The organism is Microbacterium sp. CFBP 8801 (assembly GCF_014839455.1).
Classification (GTDB): Bacteria; Actinomycetota; Actinomycetes; order Actinomycetales; family Microbacteriaceae; genus Microbacterium.
Genome location: NZ_JACYNU010000003.1, coordinates 230,886 through 247,924 on the forward strand (window position 1 = coordinate 230,886; position 17,039 = coordinate 247,924).

General features: G+C 72.1%; 11 protein-coding genes. 8 read left to right on the forward strand and 3 right to left on the reverse strand.

Features of this window, described 5'->3' with window-relative positions; genetic code table 11:
• The first annotated feature begins 103 nt into the window (after window positions 1-103).
• Both IFR11_RS05765 and IFR11_RS05770 read left to right on the forward strand, forming a co-directional pair.
• On the forward strand, window positions 104-1,147 hold the full coding sequence (locus IFR11_RS05765; protein ID WP_191915524.1) for a LacI family DNA-binding transcriptional regulator: 1,044 nt from the start codon (window positions 104-106) through the stop codon (window positions 1,145-1,147).
• A gap of 301 nt (window positions 1,148-1,448) precedes the next feature.
• Complete coding sequence (locus IFR11_RS05770) at window positions 1,449-5,033, forward strand: glycoside hydrolase (RefSeq protein WP_191915525.1); 3,585 nt, start codon at window positions 1,449-1,451, stop codon at window positions 5,031-5,033.
• Window positions 5,034-5,132: 99 nt separating this feature from the next.
• On the opposite strand, the gene IFR11_RS16550 is transcribed toward IFR11_RS05770, so the two are convergent.
• From IFR11_RS16550 to IFR11_RS05785, 3 genes are read right to left on the reverse strand one after another with little or no spacing between them, the layout of a single operon-like run.
• Complete coding sequence (locus tag IFR11_RS16550; RefSeq protein WP_191915526.1) at window positions 5,133-6,725, reverse strand: acyltransferase; 1,593 nt, start codon at window positions 6,723-6,725, stop codon at window positions 5,133-5,135.
• Window positions 6,722-7,819 (reverse strand): substrate-binding domain-containing protein, encoded by a 1,098-nt coding sequence (locus IFR11_RS05780; RefSeq protein WP_191915527.1) that lies wholly within the window; start codon window positions 7,817-7,819, stop codon window positions 6,722-6,724. The genes IFR11_RS16550 and IFR11_RS05780 overlap by 4 nt, the downstream gene beginning before the upstream one ends.
• Entirely contained in the window at window positions 7,816-9,738 is a 1,923-nt protein-coding gene (locus IFR11_RS05785) for a heparinase II/III domain-containing protein (RefSeq protein ID WP_191915528.1), read from the reverse strand. The genes IFR11_RS05780 and IFR11_RS05785 overlap by 4 nt, the downstream gene beginning before the upstream one ends.
• A gap of 153 nt (window positions 9,739-9,891) precedes the next feature.
• Between IFR11_RS05785 and IFR11_RS05790 the strand changes: the two genes are divergently transcribed.
• The 6 genes from IFR11_RS05790 (at window position 9,892) to IFR11_RS05815 (ending at window position 17,009) form a co-directional block, all read left to right on the forward strand.
• The gene (locus IFR11_RS05790) at window positions 9,892-11,904 is read left to right on the forward strand and encodes a DUF2264 domain-containing protein (RefSeq protein WP_342030250.1); all 2,013 of its coding nucleotides are present in this window, start codon (window positions 9,892-9,894) and stop codon (window positions 11,902-11,904) included.
• Window positions 11,901-13,202, forward strand: coding sequence for an ABC transporter substrate-binding protein (locus tag IFR11_RS05795; protein WP_055832910.1), 1,302 nt, complete (start codon window positions 11,901-11,903; stop codon window positions 13,200-13,202). Before IFR11_RS05790 ends, IFR11_RS05795 begins: the two co-directional genes overlap by 4 nt.
• 77 nt (window positions 13,203-13,279) lie before the next feature.
• Window positions 13,280-14,218 (forward strand): carbohydrate ABC transporter permease, encoded by a 939-nt coding sequence (locus IFR11_RS05800; protein ID WP_055832911.1) that lies wholly within the window; start codon window positions 13,280-13,282, stop codon window positions 14,216-14,218.
• Window positions 14,218-15,135, forward strand: a complete 918-nt coding sequence (locus tag IFR11_RS05805; RefSeq protein WP_055832913.1) for a carbohydrate ABC transporter permease — start codon at window positions 14,218-14,220, stop codon at window positions 15,133-15,135. The genes IFR11_RS05800 and IFR11_RS05805 overlap by 1 nt, the downstream gene beginning before the upstream one ends.
• A 3-nt stretch (window positions 15,136-15,138) precedes the next feature.
• On the forward strand, window positions 15,139-15,810 hold the full coding sequence (locus IFR11_RS05810) for a ferredoxin-NADPH reductase (RefSeq protein WP_070409203.1): 672 nt from the start codon (window positions 15,139-15,141) through the stop codon (window positions 15,808-15,810).
• A gap of 17 nt (window positions 15,811-15,827) precedes the next feature.
• Window positions 15,828-17,009: a glycoside hydrolase family 88 protein gene (locus IFR11_RS05815; RefSeq protein WP_191915530.1), complete on the forward strand. Its 1,182-nt coding sequence runs from the start codon at window positions 15,828-15,830 to the stop codon at window positions 17,007-17,009.
• The last annotated feature ends 30 nt before the right edge of the window (window positions 17,010-17,039 follow it).

The following is a 17,039-nucleotide window of genomic DNA, read 5'->3' on the forward strand; positions in this document are numbered from 1 at the left end:
GCCTCTTCTTTGATGCGCATTCGAGCCGGGCGGCCGGAATGTTGACGTAAACATAACTCGACCCCCGCTAAGGTGTCAACGTCAACATCCCGAGGGGGCAGGCATGAGCGAGACGACGACGGCGTCGACCGCGACACCGGCGCGAGAGCGACGGCGCGAGGTGTCGATGGCCGATGTGGCCGCCGCCGCAGGGGTGTCGGGCCAGACGGTGTCGCGCGTGGCCAACGGCCGCACCAACGTCGATCCCGATACGCGTCAGCGCGTCCTCGACGCCATGGCGTCGCTCGGCTACCGCCCCAACAGTGCGGCGCGAGCGCTGCGATCGGGCCGGTTCCGCAGCATCGGCGTGATCATGTTCTCGCTGAGCTCCTACGGCAACACGCGCACGCTCGATGCGCTCGCGTCGATGGCCGCGGCATCCGGGTACTCCATCACCCTCATCACCGTGCACTCGGCCTCGCAGTCCGACGTGTCGGGGGCGTGCTCGCGTCTGCGAGAACACGCCGTCGACGGCGTGGTGATCCTGATCGAGACCCACCGCCTCGGCGAGAACGAGTTGTCGCTGCCCACCGGACTGCCCGTGGTGGTGGTCGACTCGAGCGCCGACTACCCGTACGCGGTCGTCGACAACGACCAGGCGCAGGGCGCCCGTCTGGCCACCGAGCACCTGCTCGACCTCGGTCACGCGACCGTCTGGCACGTCTCGGGACCGCCGGAGTCCTTCGCCGCCGAGCGTCGCCGTCACGCGTGGCACGCCGCCCTCGAGGACCGCGGATGCCGTGTGCCCGCGGTGCAGATCGGTGACTGGACCGCCGACTCGGGGCATCGCATCGGCGCCGCCCTCGCGCACGACACCGCCGTCACGGCGGTGTTCGCCGCGAACGATCAGATGGCGCTCGGCGTGATCCGCGCCCTGCACGAGGCCGGCCGCGACGTGCCGGGCGACGTCAGTGTCGTCGGCTTCGACGACATGCCCGAGGCGGCCAACTTCTGGCCTCCGCTCACCACCGTGCGCCAGCGCTTCGAGCGCGTCGGCGAAGAGGCGATGAGCGCGTTGATCGCCGACATCGAGGGCACCGGGGGAGAGCACGCCCGCACGCTCGTGCCGACGTCGCTCGTGGTGCGCGCGAGCTCGGGTCCGCGTTAGGGCTCGCTCCCCCCTGCCCCGCTTCGGGCTGCGTGCGGACCGCCCCCGCCGGTTGAACGGACCCCGTCCCACTCTGTGCGGACCGTGTCCCGATTCTGGCTGTCTGAGGCGGCTCTCGGCGGCCAAAAGTGGGACGAGGTTCGCCTCGCGGGCCGCAGCGCCAGGGGCGGCGGTGTCTGGAATCGCCGCATCGACCGTTGCGACCGACGGGGAAGCTCGCCTAGGCTCGGTGTTGACGTCAACATGTTGACGTCAACATCCCCCCACAGGCCGCATCGGAGCGGCCGGAACGGAACCGACGATGACGTCTCGTGTCCTGTCCTTCACCTGCGCCGCGGCCCTGGTCGCCGGCGCCCTGACCGTCGGGTCGGCCTCCGCGCCGCCCTCCGCGCGCGCGGCCGACGCCCCCTCGGCCGTGCGCATCACCCCGAATCCCGCGTCGGCCACCGAGGCCTTCGAGGGGTGGGGAACCAGCCTGGTGTGGTTCGCCAACGCCACCGGCAACTACCCCGCCGACGTGCGGCAGAAGCTCTTCGACGCCGTCTTCGGCGACGAGGGGCTGAACCTCAACATCGCCCGCTACAACGTCGGCGGCGGCAACGCCTCCGACGTGCCGCCGTACCTGCGCCCGGGTGGTGCGGTGCCCGGCTTCTGGAACCCCGAGCTGCCCGCGACCGACGCCGAGGGCGAGATCACCTCGACCTACGCCGACCGCGACCGCTACCGCGAGGCGTGGAACTCCGACGACCCGACCCACTACGACTTCTCGGCCGACTCGGCCCAGCGCTGGTGGCTCGACGCCCTGAAGGACAAGGTCACCCACTGGGAGGCCTTCAGCAACTCGCCTCCGTACTTCCTCACCGACAGCGGCTTCGTCTCGGGCGGGATCAACGACGCCACGAGCGAGCAGCTCGCCCCCGCCGACATGGACGCCTTCGCCGGGTACATGGTGAGCGTCGTCGACGAGCTCGAGAGAGCCCACGGCATCCGCTTCGACACCATCGACCCCTTCAACGAGCCGAACACGAACTACTGGCAGACGCAGATCCCCGAGGGCGCGACCTGGCCCACGGGCGGTCGCCAGGAGGGCGCGCACATCGGCCCCGAGCGTCAAGACGAGATGATCGGCGCGCTCGCCGAGCGCCTCGCCGCCGGATCGACCACCACGGATGCCGTGATCTCGACGATGGACGAGACCAACCCGGGCATCTTCGCCACGAACTGGAACACCTGGTCCGAGGCGTCGAAGGATGCCGTCGACCAGCTGAACGTGCACACCTACGGCACGGGCGGGCGACCCGTCGTCCGCGACATCGCCAAGGCCTCCGACAAGCCGCTGTGGATGAGCGAGGTCGAGGGCAACTGGACCGACACCGACCGCGGCTTCGTCACCGACGACATCGAGAACGGACTCGGCATGGCCTCGCACATCGTGGGCGACCTGCGCGAGCTCGAGCCCGAGGCGTGGGTGTTCTGGCAGCCCGTCGAAGACCTGTACAACATGGAGAAGGTCGAGAAGCTCAACTGGGGCAGCGTCTTCATCGACTTCGACTGCAACGCCCAGGGACTCTCGGAGCGGCGCATCGCCGACGGTGACGCCGACCCCAGCTGCCAGGTGCTCACGAACGAGAAGTTCAACACCGTGCGCAACTTCACGCACTACATCCAGCCCGGCGACCGGCTCATGGCCACCGACGACACGAACTCGACCGCGGCCATCGACGCCGACGGACAGGGCGCGTCGATCGTGCATGTCAACGCCGACGATGCCGAGCAGGTCGTCGAACTCGACCTCCGCGGCTTCGGCGAGATCGCCGCGGGCGCGACGGTCACCCCGATCGTCACGACCCAGTCGACCGCTGACGAGCCCACCGTCAACGCGCTCCGCGCCGGCGACGCCGTGGCCGTGGACGCGGCATCCGGGATCGCGACCCTCACCGTGCCGGCGAAGTCGGTCGTCACGTTCGAGGTCGACGGCGTCTCGGGTGTGGCCGCGGACGCTCCGGCGTTCCGCGACCAGGACCGCGTGCAGCTCGTCGGCGTGCAGAGCGGACTCGCCCTGCAGGGCGGGTCGGCCCTCACGATCGACGAGGATGCCGCGACCCCCGAGGCCGCGAGGGCGCAGGGCTGGACCGTGCGCACCGTCGACGGCGCCGGGACGAACCGCCACCGCTTCACCCTCGAGAACGGCGACGGGCTGTTCCTCGGTTCGCGCGACGGGGCGACCGCCCTCGTCGACACCGACCCCGCCACCGCGGCGGCCGACCCGGCGACGCAGTGGATGGGCTCGACCCTCGACGGCTCGACGTACTCGGTGCTCAACGTCGCGGCCGAGCGCGTGCTCGACGTGGGCGGCGAGAGCCGCGAGCCGGGCGCCGGCGTGGGGCTGTGGACCTCGAACGGCGCCGGCAACCAGACCTGGCGTCTCGTGAGCACCACCGCCGTCGCGAGCGACCCGGTCTCGGTGGCGACCCCGGTGGGCACCGCTCCCGTCCTGCCCGAGACCGTCGCGGTCCGCTACGCCGGGGGAGTGGGGCGCACGGCCGCCGTCACCTGGAACACCGACGGGCTCGATTTCGGGTCCGCCGGCACCGTGACGGTGCCCGGAACGGCCACCGAGGTGTTCGGCGCCACCGTCGAGGCCCGCGCCGAGGTCGAGGTGGGGGCGTTCACCGCCACCCGTCCCCGCTCGGTGACGGTCGTCGAGGGCAGCGCCCCGGCCGCCGTGCAGGCGCAGGCCGACGACACGGTGCTCGCCGAGATCCGCCCCTCGGGCGAGGGATACCCCGTTCCGGTCGAATGGGCCTGGGGCGACCTCGACGACGACGCCTTCGCCGAGCCCGGCACGGTGGACGTGGCGGGCACGACTGACGACGGGCTCGACGCCCGTCTGACGGTGATCGTCACGACCGCAGTCGACCGTAACGTCGCACCCGACAGCACGCCCTCGGCCACGTACACCGAGACCGGCTACGGGGTCGAGCGCACCATCAACGGCGACCCGTCCGACAAGGGCTGGTCGAACTGGCGATCGGATGCCAAGAACCCCCGCGACACCCTCGGCTACGCGCTCGCCGCCGACGAGACCCTGCGCGGGGTCACCGTGCAGTTCTATCGAGACGGTGGCCCGAGCTGGGCCGACACCGTGCGCGTCGACCACCGCATCGACGGCGGCGAGTGGGTCGAGGGCGAGCCGGTCGCCGTGCCGGTGCCCGAGGCCGGTGCCCCGAGGGTCGAGGTGCCCGTCGAGGGCGCCCGCGCCGATGAGGTGCGGGTCGTGCTCGAGGCGCGCGAGAACGAGCACATGATCGTGTCGGAGGTCGAGATCCTCGCCGACGCCCCCGCGCCCGCCGGCCTCGCCGACCTGGCGCGCCTGACGGTGGGCGACGAGCCGGTGCCCGGCTTCGACCCCGCGGTCACGGAGTACGCCTCGACGGTCGAGGGTGACGCGCTGCCGTCGCTGTTCGCGCTCGCCGTCGACGAGGACGCGGTCGTCGAGATCACGCAGCCCCGGGATGCCGCGGGCGTCGGCACCGTGCGGGTCACCGCCCCCGACGGCACGGTGCGCACCACCACGGTCGCCGTGACCCTGGCCGAGCCGGGCACCCCCGGTGAGCCGGGGACGCCGGGTGAGCCGGGGACGCCGGGCGAGCCGGGGACGCCGGGCGAGCCGACCGAGCCCGGGGAACCCGGCGCTCCGGGTCAGCCGAGCGCTCCCGGTCAGCCGGGCGGTGGCGACGCGGGTCAGGGGCAGAACCCCGACGGCGGGGATCTGGCATCCACCGGTCAGGACACCGCGGGGATGACGGCCCTGTCCGCCGCAGCGCTGCTGCTGCTCGCCCTCGGCGCGGGCGTGCTGGTGGCCCGCCGCCGGTCCCGGGCCTGAGGCCGGGCGCGTGAGGCGCCGGGAATCGTCGCTTCCGGAGTATTCCGGGCGACGATTTCCGGCACCTCACGCGAACCCGCGGGAGCGCGGGCCCGCGGGTCAGCGGGGTGCGGGCTCGGGGCGGTGGATGCCGCGCGGGCGGTAGCCCAGGGCGTCGGAGCACTCCAGGAGGTCGGCGAGGTACCAGACGATGGCGAGCCACATCTCGGTGCCCTGCATTCCCGGATCGTCGCCGTCGAGGCGGAAGGCCATCCCGGCTCCCGCTCGCCAGCCGCTCAGCGCGTGGCGCAGCAGGTCGGCGGCCAGGGTGCGCACCTCGTCGGTGCGGTATCCGCTCGAGCGCGTGAGCCACAGGGGATGGGCGATGTCGAGCACCGTGCACGCGTCTCGGCGCTCGGGCCGCATCCAGCGGTCGTTGCGCGCGTGACGCAGCACCGTGTCGATGACCGCTTCGGGGTGGGCGACGTCGGCGCCGAACTGCGCCACGGTTCCGCGCGCGGCGCGGTAGAAGCCGTTGACCAGCAGCCGCAGGTCGCCGTCGGCGCCCGGTCGGCCCCACATTCCGGTGCGGGCGTCGGCGCGCAGCGACAGCCACCCGAACAGGGTCTCGGCGAACGCCGGGGGAACGGCATCCGCCCGGCGCAGACTCCAGTGCAGCGCGGTGCCGATCGCGTCGACGTGATGACCGGCGCGCCAGGGGTCGTCTCCCCACGGCAGGGCATCGAGGCGCGCGACGAGACCGGCGGCGTCGGCCGCGACGACGTCGGCCAGGGGGTGGGCGAAGCGCCCGCCCAGCAGGTCGAGGGCGTAGCCGGCGCTCAGCACGCCGTACGCCGCGTCGGGGTCGTCCCACAGCGACGCAGCGTCGGTCATCAGTCCGGTGTCGGCACGTTGCTGCGCCCCGAGCACGCCGATCCACTCGGCGCGGTCGGCACCCGCGGGCGGGCCGCCGTGCAGCAGGGCCGAGAGCTCGATCGCGTCGCAGGTCGCCCGCAGCGACGCGGGCGCGTCGGGTCGATCGCGGAACCCGCCGTCGACGGCTCCCCGCTCGAGCACCGACGACAGTTCGGCGCGCGCCACGTCCGCGAAGCGCGCGAGGTCGTCGCGGCGCGGATCGGCGACCGCCGTCGGAGCCACTCGCCAGCGCAGCACCCGGGCCGGGTTGCCCCCGACGATCGCTCCGGCGGCGACGTCTCTGGTGACCACGGCCCCCGCCGCGAGCACGGCGTGGTCGCCGACCGTCACGCCGTCGAGCACGATCACGTGCGATCCGATCCAGACGTCCGACCCGATCCGCACGCCGCGTGAGGTCAGCGGCTGGCGGAAGACCTCGGTGCCCGGTTCGAACGAGTGGTTGAAGCCGATGATCGACGTGTGCGCCCCCACGCGGACCGCGTCGCCCAGCTGCACGTCACCGCGCACGACCGTGTACGGGTTGATCGAGCAGTCGGCGCCGATGCGGACCGAGCCGGTGAGGTAGGCGCCGAGCGCGACGTACGAGCGGTCGCCGATCGAGAAGGCGTCGGGATCGACGCCGGCGTGCTCCGACACGAAGACGTCGGCCCCGATCCGCCAGTCGGGATGGGCGGCGCGCAGGGCCGCGAGGTGCGCCCGCTGTCGATCCCGGTCCTCGGGCGCGGCGTCGCCGTCGAACGTCCACGGCGAGAAGTCGTACGACGACGGCGCGGTCATGACCGCGGGGCCGCCGTGGAGGCACGCACGTTCAGGCGCGGACTGAGCTGCACGCGATGCACGGGGCGATCGGGCTCGGCGATGCGCCGGGCCAGCAGCTCGACCGCCGCCTCGCCGACGCTCGCGCGCGGCGGGCTGACGGCGGTGAGCGCCGGGGTGAAGAGCTGGGCGACCTCGTCGTCGTACGCGATGATCGACAGGTCGTCGGGCACCGAGATGCCGCGCGTCAGTGCGAGATCGACGAAGGCCATCGCCTCGGGGTCGGAGTGCACGAGCAGGGCCGTCACGCCGGTGGCCAGGGCCGAGTCCAGCGTGGCGTTGACCACGTCGGAGAAGTCGGGGCTCGTGCGGTCGGGCAGGGTCTGCTCGAAGTGATCGGCGGGGGTGAGGGCGAGCTCCTCGCAGGCGGTCTGCCACCCGCCGGCGATCTTTCGCGAGGTGGGCGAGTGCCGCGAGAGGATCAGCCCCACCTTGCGGTGCCCGAGGGTCGCGAGGTGACGGGCGGCGAGCAGGGCGCCGAGCGCGTGGTCGGTCGTCACCGATTCCCTCGGGATGCCGCCCGCTCCCGGAACCGCATCGCGTTCGACCAGCACGCTCGGCACCGGGCAGTCGGCGAGCCAACTCATGACGTCGGCGGCGTGCTCCGTGTCGGTGTTGGGTGCGACGACCAGTCCGCGCACGTCGCCGTTGGCGACGAGACGTTCCAGCACGGGCCGCTCGTCCTGCAGCTCGTACGAGGCACCGCGCAGGAGCATCTTGTACCCCAGGCGCCGACCGGCCGTCTCCATGCCCCGCACGACACCCGGCCAGTAGTAGGCGAGCGACGGAACGAGCACGGCGATCGATCCGGTCTGCGTCTCGTCGGCGCGGGTGGCGGGTGCCGGAGTGTTCGCCCCGGCGACCGCGCCGCCGTGCACCCGGCGCAGCACCCCCTCTTTCTCGAGTTGGGCCAGGTCGCGCCGCAGCGTCACCGTGGCGACGCCCAGGTCGTCGGTGAGCTGCGAGATGCGCACGGCACCGTCGTTGTGCAGGGCGCTCAGGATGTGGGCGCGGCGCTCGGCGGCGAGCGGCTGGTGCGGGGTGGTGTCGGTCATCGAAGATCCTCGGTCGGTGTGTCCAGTTCTACCGTGAGCTGCACGTGAGTGCGCGACGCCAGGGGAAGGGCGAGGCGGGTCAGCCGCTCGCCCCACACCTCGGTGAGCAGCGGATCGTCGAGCTCCCGCACCTCCGCCGTCGCCTCGATGTCGCTCGGCCAGCGCAGACGCACCGCACGAGCCCCCTCGATCGGGACGACGCGGGCACCCCCGCGCTCGAGGGTCACCTCGCCCGCGACGAGCAGATGCACGCGCGTGTCGTCGGTGGTGGGGGCGTCGTCGGCGAAGCGCCAGGCGTCGTCGATCTCGATGCGTCCGCGGGTGCGGTCCAGCGCCGCGCGGCGCCGCCACGACGCGAGCCCCGCGTCGGGATAGGCGTCGGCCAGGTCGACGCGGAAGACGGCGAGGTCGTCGGTCGCCTCCGCGTGCGCGTCACGGGCGACGGCATCGGCCCCCGCCGGCTGGGTGACGCCGCGCACGACGGGCACGTTGTGCCACACGCTCTGCATGGTCCAGATGTTGTAGCGGTCGGGGCCGAACGTGGCGGCGGTGTAGGTCGGGCGCCCGGCGTCGACCAGGACGGGCACCCCGTCGACGGCGACGACGACGGCGCCCACGTCGTTGTGGTTGTGGTGCTCGCCATTGTGCCCGCCCTTCGCGACCAGGGTCAGCCCGTCGCTCGATCCGGCGCGCTCACGGGCGAGGAACACCTGCGTCGAGGGCAGCCAGACGTCGCGGGGGAGCGGGGGCGGTGCGGGGGATGCCGACACCCAGGCGGGATCGGTCAGCCCGCGCAGCAGCCGGCCCAGGCCCTCGCGCTCGGTGGCGGCGGGGGTGCCCGGACGGCGGTGCGAGGCGGCGAGGTCTGCGGCCGCCGGGTCGCCGTGGCGCCGAGCGGCGCGGTGCAACGCGTGCCACGGCTGGTCGGCGGGGGGTCGGGCCTGCCCGTCGGCGTGGTTGACGAACCAGTCGCCGCCGAGGTGCGAGCGATGGGGGAAGGCGACGGTTTCGAGCAGGGCCGTCACCGCGGTGGTGTCGACCGCTCCGTCGGTGGCGTGCGCGAGGACGTCGAGCGCTTCGAGGGCGCGCGCGGCCCCGTTCCACCAGTAGGCGTACCCCTCGTCGATGGCCCCGTCGGCGGGGAGCACGGCGACGTAGCGGTCGAGGCCCTCGACGGCCAGGGCGACGATCCGGTCGCGCTCGACGGCCTCGTCGGGCCGGTCGAGCAGGCGCAGGGCGGCGACGATGACGTTGCCGTGGATCCAGGGGTTCCAGTTGTGCACGTCGCCGTCGAGGCCGATCCAGTGCCAGTCGCGGCGCCGCTGGAACGGCGCGAACACGCGCGTGCGGGCTTCGTGGCGGATGCGCGCGCGGAGCCCGGGGGCGCGGGCGTCGAGCTGATCGCCGAGCAGGTGGTCGATCCAGGCGAGCTGCGCGACCACCTCACCGGCGCCGAGGTCGACGAAGGGATCGGTCACGGTGGCCAGCACCGAGCCGTGCACGCTCCGGGTGTCGTCGTGGGCGGGCCAGCACCACGAGCTCTGCTCGCACAGCAGCACGACGCCGTCGACGACCTCGTCGATCCAGGTCTCGTCGAGGGTGGAGGCGGCGGCGACCGCGGCGCGGCTGAGGCGACGCTGCCTCTCGAAGGCCGCGTCCTCCCAGGCGGTGCGGTCGCCGTCTCGGTGCACCCGGGCCGCGTCGCTCGCCCGGGGCTGCGGCCAGGGCGTCGCGCGCTCGCCGCCGGCGCGGGCGACGAGGTCGTCGATGCCGATGCGATCGGCCGATCCCGCCCGCGGGTCCCACACGGCGCGGTCGGATGCCGGGGGCACGGGCAGGGCCTGGGCGGGCGCTCGGAGCGTGATGCCCTCGACGAGCGTCGCGAGCGGCCCGCGGAAGGTGGCGGTGGGGAACGGCATCGGTCTCCTTCGAACGGGATGGTCCCGCTACAAACGATCATAAACGATCATGAAGATTCAGAAAAGATGTTGTGGTGTTGTTTTTTGATTGATACGCTCGCCAACGTTCACCACTCCCGTGTCGGTGAACGGACGGTCTTCGAAGGAGAACCCGTGGCGACTTCCGCCCTTCCCCGCCTCGCCGGCGGACAGCGCAGCGACTGGCTCGCCGTCGCCGATGCGCTGCTCACCGCCGCGCAGCGCCACGCGAGCCCCGGTCGCGGACGCATCGTCTTCCCCGGCGAGGAGGGCGGATACGGCGCCGCCGTCGACGGCCTCGAGGGGTTCGCCCGCGTCTTCCTCCTCGCCGGGTTCCGCATCGCCGGCGCGCGCGGCCAGGGCGTCGACGACCTCATCGCCTTCTTCACCGCCGGCGTGCGCACCGGCGTCGACCCCGAGGCCCCCGACCGCTGGGTGCGCATGGACGAGCACGCGCAGGCCAAGGTCGAGGCGGCATCGCTCGCCCTCGCCCTCGACCTCACGCGCGACTGGATCTGGGACGCCCTCGACGCGCGCACCCGCGAGCGGGTCATCGCCTACCTCGCCCCCGTCGTCGGAGACGAGACCTACCCGCAGACCAACTGGGTGTGGTTCCGCATCGTGGTCGAGACCTTCCTGCGCTCGGTCGGCGGCCCCTGGTCGGCGTCCGACATCGCCGCCGACCTGGCCCGGCACGACTCGTTCGCCCGCGCCGACGGGTGGATGTCCGACGGGGAAGAACGCGCGTACGACCACTACGTGGGGTGGGCGCTGCACGTGTACCCCGTGCTGTGGCCGCGCATGACCGGCGCCGAGGCGCTCGCGGGCGACCGCGCCGCGGCCGACGTGGCGCTCCTGGACCGCTTCCTCGTCGACGCCGTTCGGCTGGTCGGCGCCGACGGCTCGCCGTTGCTGCAGGGACGCAGCCTCATCTACCGCTTCGCCGCCGCCGCCCCGTTCTGGGCCGGTGTGATCGCCGAGGTCCCCTCGACCGGCGCGGGGCGTCTGCGTCACGCGGCCGGCGCGATCGTCGACCACTTCGTCTCGCACGGGGCCCCCGACGTCGACGGCGTGCTCACCCTCGGATGGCACGGCGAGTGGCGCGCCCTCGCCCAGTCGTACTCGGGTCCCGGCTCGCCCTACTGGGCCGTCAAGGGTCTGATGGGCATCGCCCTGCCCGCCGACCACCCGGTGTGGACGGCGCCCGACGAGCCCCTCCCCGTCGCCGAGGTCGATGACCTGCGGGCCGTGGCCGCCGCCGGCTGGATCGTCTCGGGAACGCGGGCCGACGGGATCGTGCGCGTGATCAACCACGGCACCGACAAGGCGCGCCCCGGGGCTCGCAGCGCCGACTCTCCGCTGTACGCCCGCATCGGCTACTCCACGGCCACCGCGCCGCTGCTCGACGAGCTCGCCTGGACCGATCCCCTCGAACAGGCCGTCGCCCTGGTCGACGCGTCGGGCCGCGCGACCCACCGCACGGCGCTCGTGCCCCTGGGGGCGCACGTGGTCGACGGGGTGGGAGTCGCGGCGTCGACGTCGGACGTGCACACGGTGGATGCCGTTCCCACCGCGCACCGCCACGGTGCCGGTCTCACGGGCTCGGTGAACCACGTCGGCCGGGTGACGGTGCGCTCGCTCGTGCGCGGCGCCTGGGAGGTGCGCATCGCCTCGGTCGACGACCTCGCCCCCGGCATCGACGTCGACACCCTGCGGGTGCGCGTCGGCGGGTGGCCGATCGCGGGCGCCGACCCCGCGCACTCCACCGACACGGGTGCCGCCGAGGTGCGTTCGCACGGCCGGGTGTCCGGCATCCGGGCCCTCACCCCCGACGCCACCTCCCGCGTGATCGTGCGCCGCCACGCCAGCCCGCTCGGCGAGGTCGCCGTGGTACCGGTGCTGACGTGGGACGCGCAGGTCGGCCGGCCCTTCGTCGCCCTCGTCTCGCTGAGCGGCGACACCACTGCCGACACCCGCGACGCCGCGTTCGAGATCGAGGGCGACGAGCCCGTCGCCGTCGTCACCTGGCCCGACGGCCGGTGCACGCGCACCCCTCTCACAGACTCCGGAGCCTCTCGATGGGCGCACCGGCATTCACGGGCCCGCACCGGAGCCCCGTACGCAATCGCAAAGGAGCAGCACGTATGAAGCGCAAGATCGTCGTCGCGACCGGGATGGGCATCGTCGCCGCCCTGTCGCTGACCGCCTGCAGTGGGGGATCCTCGGACGCCGCCGCCGAGGGTGGCCCCGTCACGCTGTCGATGTCGGGATGGAGCCTCAGCACCACACCGGAGTTCCAGGCCCTCGCCGACAAGTTCCACGAAGACAACCCCGACGTCACGATCGAGGTCAAGGAGTACGACTCCACCAACTACGACACCCTCATGACGGCCGACCTGGCCGCGGGCACCGGCCCCGACATCGTGACGCAGAAGAACCTCAAGACCTTCATCACGTACCAGGCCGGCGGTCAGCTCGCCGACGTCTCCGACGTGACGCTGCCCGACGGCATCGGCGGCGCCGACGCCTACGACGTCGACGGCTCCACCTGGGCCGTGCCGTACCGCCAGGACTCCTGGGTGCTCTTCTACAACAAGGACCTCTTCACCCAGGCCGGCGTCGCCGAGCCCGACGGGTCGTGGACCTGGGACGACTACGAGAAGGCCGCCGAAGAGCTGACCACCCAGCTCGGCGCCGCCGGCTCCGCCGCCCTCGGCACCTACCAACACAACTGGCAGTCGACGGTGCAGGGCTTCGCCAACGCGCAGAGCCCCGACGTGAACATCCTCGACGGCGAGTTCGGCTACCTCGAGCCCTACTACGAGCGTTCGCTCGCCCTGCAGCAGGCGGGCGCGCAGGTCGAGTACAACACCGTCACCGCCAACAAGCTCACGTACCAGGCCGAGTTCGGCAAGCAGCAGGCGGCCATGATGCCCATGGGCACCTGGTACGCGGCCACGCTCATCGCCCAGCAGGCCAAGGGCGAGGCCGACGCCTTCTCGTGGGGCTTCGCGCCCATCCCGCAGTTCGACTCGTCGACGGCCGGCACCTCGAAGACGCCGGTGACCTTCGGCGACCCGACCGGGTTCGCCGTGAACAAGGCGGCGGATGCCACCAAGCTCGCCGCCGCGAAGAAGTTCCTCGCCTTCGCCGCCGGTGAAGAGGGCGCGCAGGTGCTCGCGGGCCTCGGCATCACGCCGGCCTTCACCAGCGACACCGTCGCCCAGACGTACTTCGCGGTGAAGGGCGCCCCCGCCGACGAGCTGTCGTCGTTCGCGTGGTCGTCGCACGACACCAAGCCCGAGAACCCCACCTCGGCCAAGACCGCGGCCGTGCAGAACATCCTGCTCGACCTGCACACCGCCGTGATGTCGGGTTCGACGTCGATCGACGACGCCATCTCGACCGCCGAGAACCGCGTCAAGAGCGAGGTCGGCGTCGGCTGACGCGACCACCGGTGGCCGGTCCGGCGCCCACGTCCGGGCCGGCCACCCCTGAGATCCCCTCGAGATCTGGAGACACCATGGCGACCATCGCCGACACGCGCCCGCGGGCGCCGAAGACCGGGCGTCACGGCGAGCGACGCCGCTCGCGTCTGACGCTTCGCAGCACCCTCATCGGGTGGAGCTTCATCCTCCCCAACTTCCTCGGCTTCGCCGCCCTGACGCTCGTGCCCGTCGTGACGCTGTTCTACATGTCGATGACGAACTGGAACGTCTTCGGCTCGTCGGCGTTCGTGGGCCTGGCCAATTTCGAGCGACTCCTGGGCGACGGCAGCTTCCGCATCGCCCTGTTCAACACGCTCTACTACGCGGCGCTGCACATCCCGCTGACGATGATCGTCGCGCTGGGACTCGCGCTGCTGCTGAACAACAAGCTGCGCGGGGTCGCGTTCTTCCGCACGGCGGCGTTCTTCCCCTACATCACCTCGATCGTCGCGATCGCCGTGGTGTGGAACCTGCTGTTCAGCCCCGAGTACGGCCCCATCAACGAGATCCTGCGCTTCTTCGGGCTGCAGAACCCGCCCGGATGGCTCACCTCGTCGGAGTGGGCCATGCCCGCCGTCGTCATCATCAGCACCTGGCGCGACATGGGCTACTACATGATCCTCTTCCTCGCGGGGCTGCAGACCATCCCGCGCGAGCTGCAGGAGGCGGCCCGCGTCGACGGTGCCAACGTCTGGCAGCGCTTCGTGAACGTCACGCTCCCGTGCCTGCGGCCGACCACGTTCTTCGTCACCGTGATGCTCACCATCAACTCGTTCAAGATCTTCGACCTGATCCTCGTGATGACCCAGGGCGGGCCCGGGCAGTCCACGCTCGTGCTCTCGCAGTTCATCTACCAGAAGGGCTTCCAGGAGAACCAGTTCGGGTACGCCTCGGCGGCCTCGATCGTGCTCTTCCTGCTGTGCATCGTGGTGACCCTGGTGCAGTTCTTCCTCAACAAGAAGCGGGACGCCTGATGACCGACCTCCTCGTTCCCGACGCGACCCGCACGCTCGTGACGGCCGGCGCCAAGCCGCCGCGTCGCCGACCGGTCGCCGGCTCCGCGCGACCCGTCCGCCGGGTGGGGCGCATCGTCGGCTACGCCGTGATGATCCTCGCCGCGGCAGCGCTGCTCATGCCGTTCTTCTGGATGATCATGAGCTCGCTGAAGACGCCCAACGACGTGTTCAGCGCTCCCGTGAAGTGGTTCCCCGAGACGTGGGTGTGGAGCAACTACATCGACATCTGGACGCAGTCCGGCATGCTGACGTGGATCCGCAACACCCTCGTGCTGGCGGTCGTCGTGACCTTCCTGCAGGTGCTGACGGGCTCGTTCGCCGCCTACGGCTTCTCGCGCATGCGGTTCCCCGGACGCGACGTGCTGTTCCTCGTGTACATCGGCACGATCGCCGTGCCGTGGCAGTCGTACATGATCCCGCAGTTCATCCTGCTCTCCAACGCCAAGGTCTCGAACACCCTCTGGGCGATCATCCTCATCCAGGCGTTCGGCGCCTTCGGGGTGTTCCTCATGAAGCAGTACTACGACACCATCCCCGAAGACCTCTCCGAGGCCGCGCGTCTCGACGGCCTCAGCGAGTACGGCATCTGGGCGCGCATCATGGTGCCCCTGTCGGTCCCCGCCATCGCCAGCCTCACCATGCTGACCTTCGTCGGCACGTGGAACGACTACCTCGGGCCGCTGATCTACCTGCGCAGCCCCGACCTCTGGACCATCCAGCTCGGGCTGCAGAGCTTCGTCAGCACGCTGTACGACGCCAACTACGCCCTGCTGTTCGCCGGGCTGACGATGTCGGTCGTGCCGATCGCGATCGTGTTCCTCTTCGGGCAGAAGTACTTCGTCGAGGGCATCGCGACCAGCGGAATGAAGGGCTGAGCCATGCGCCGCATCTCTCACGACACCTACGCGAACATCTTCTCGACGGTCTACCTCGGGCTCATGGTCAATCTGCTGCTGCTGATCGGCTGCGCCCCCCTGGTGTTCCTGCTGCTCACCACCGACCCGGTGATGTCGTGGCCCCTGCTGGCGATCGCCGCTCCCCTCGCCGCGCCCGCCCTCGCCGGGGCTCTGACGGCCTTCCGCGCGCACGGCCTCGGCGACGGACGGGTGATCCGCACCTTCTGGGCGGGGTGGCGCGCCAGCGCCCCGAAGGCCCTGGTCATCGGCGCGCTCGTCGCGGTGGTGCTCGCGATCGTCGTGGTCGACGTGCGCGCCGTGTCGGCGGCATCCTGGGCCGTCGTGGTCGTCCCCCTCTGCGCGACGGTGGCGCTGCTCGCCCTCGCGACGACGCCGGTGGCGCTGACCGCCCTCGTCGAGGCCCCCGGTACGCCGCTGCGCGTGCTGCTCTCGACCGCCGCGGTGCTGGCGGTGCGCCGCTGGTACCTCAGCGCGGTGAGCCTGCTCGTGCTCGCGGGGCAGGCCGTGCTGTTCACCACCTCGCCCGCGCTGGCCCTCGGCCTCACCGCCGCGCCCGCGCTGTACCTCGTCTGGGCCAACGCCCGCTTCGCCCTCCGCCCCGTGCTTCCGGCCGACGCCACCGTCGCCGTCTGATCAGAAGGATTCCCCGAATGACGACCTCCCCTCCCACCGCGCGGGTGGACACCGACCGCGCCATCGCGCAGGTGCTGGCCACGATCCGGGCCAACATCGCCGCGTTCGGCACGCGCTACCCCGACGACACCACCCGGGACAACCGGTACGACCTGCGACCGGCCGTGCCCGGATTCGACGAGGGCGCCAACCGCGGGTGGACCACCAGCTTCTGGCCGGGCATGCAGTGGATCGCCTTCGACCTCACCGGCGACGCCGACTTCCGCGACGCGGCCCTCGCGCACGCCGCCGACTTCGGCCGCCGCGTCCGCGACGAGGAAGACCTCGACACGCACGACCTGGGGTTCCTGTACACGCTGTCGTGCGTGGCCCCGACGCGTCTGCTCGCCGACGACGAGCGCGCAGAAGACGCCCGTGCCGCCGCGCTCTCGGCGGCCGAGCACCTCATGTCGCGGTACCTGCCGTCGGCCGGCGTGATCCAGGCGTGGGGGAACCTCGCCGACCCCGCTCAGCGCGGACGCACGATCATCGACAGCCTCATGAACATGCCGCTGCTCACCTGGGCGGGCGAGCAGACCGGCGATCCCCGCTTCGGCGAGGTCGTCGCGCGGCACACCACCGAGCTGCGTCGACACATCCTGCGGCCCGACGGCTCGACCTTCCACACCTTCTACTGGGATGCCGCGACGGGCGAGCCCCTGCGCGGGGCGACCGAGCAGGGGGCGTTCGACGACTCGTGCTGGGCGCGCGGGCAGGCATGGGGCATCTACGGCTTCGCGCTGAACCACCGCGCGACCGGCGACGACTCGCTGCTGGCCGCATCGCGCACGTGCGCGGAGTACTTCCTCGCGCACCTCCCCGCCGACGACGTGCCCTACTGGGACCTCGTCTACAACGACGGCGCCGAGGCCCCCCGCGACAGCTCCGCGGGGGCGATCGCGGTGTGCGGTCTGTACGAGCTCGCCGCCGCCGATCCCGCGAACGCCGAACGGTGGCGCGCGGCGGCCGACCGCATCCTGACCTCGCTCATCGCCCGCTACACCCCGGCCGAGGCCGCCGATGCCGACACGGTGCTGCTGCACAGCGTCTACGACCTGCCCAAGAACGTGGGAGTCGACGAGGGCACCCTCTGGGGCGACTACTTCTACTTCGAGGCGCTCGCCCGCGCCGCCCGCCCCGACTGGCGGCCGGTGTGGTGAGGCTCGCACGGGTCGCCGCCGACGGCGGCG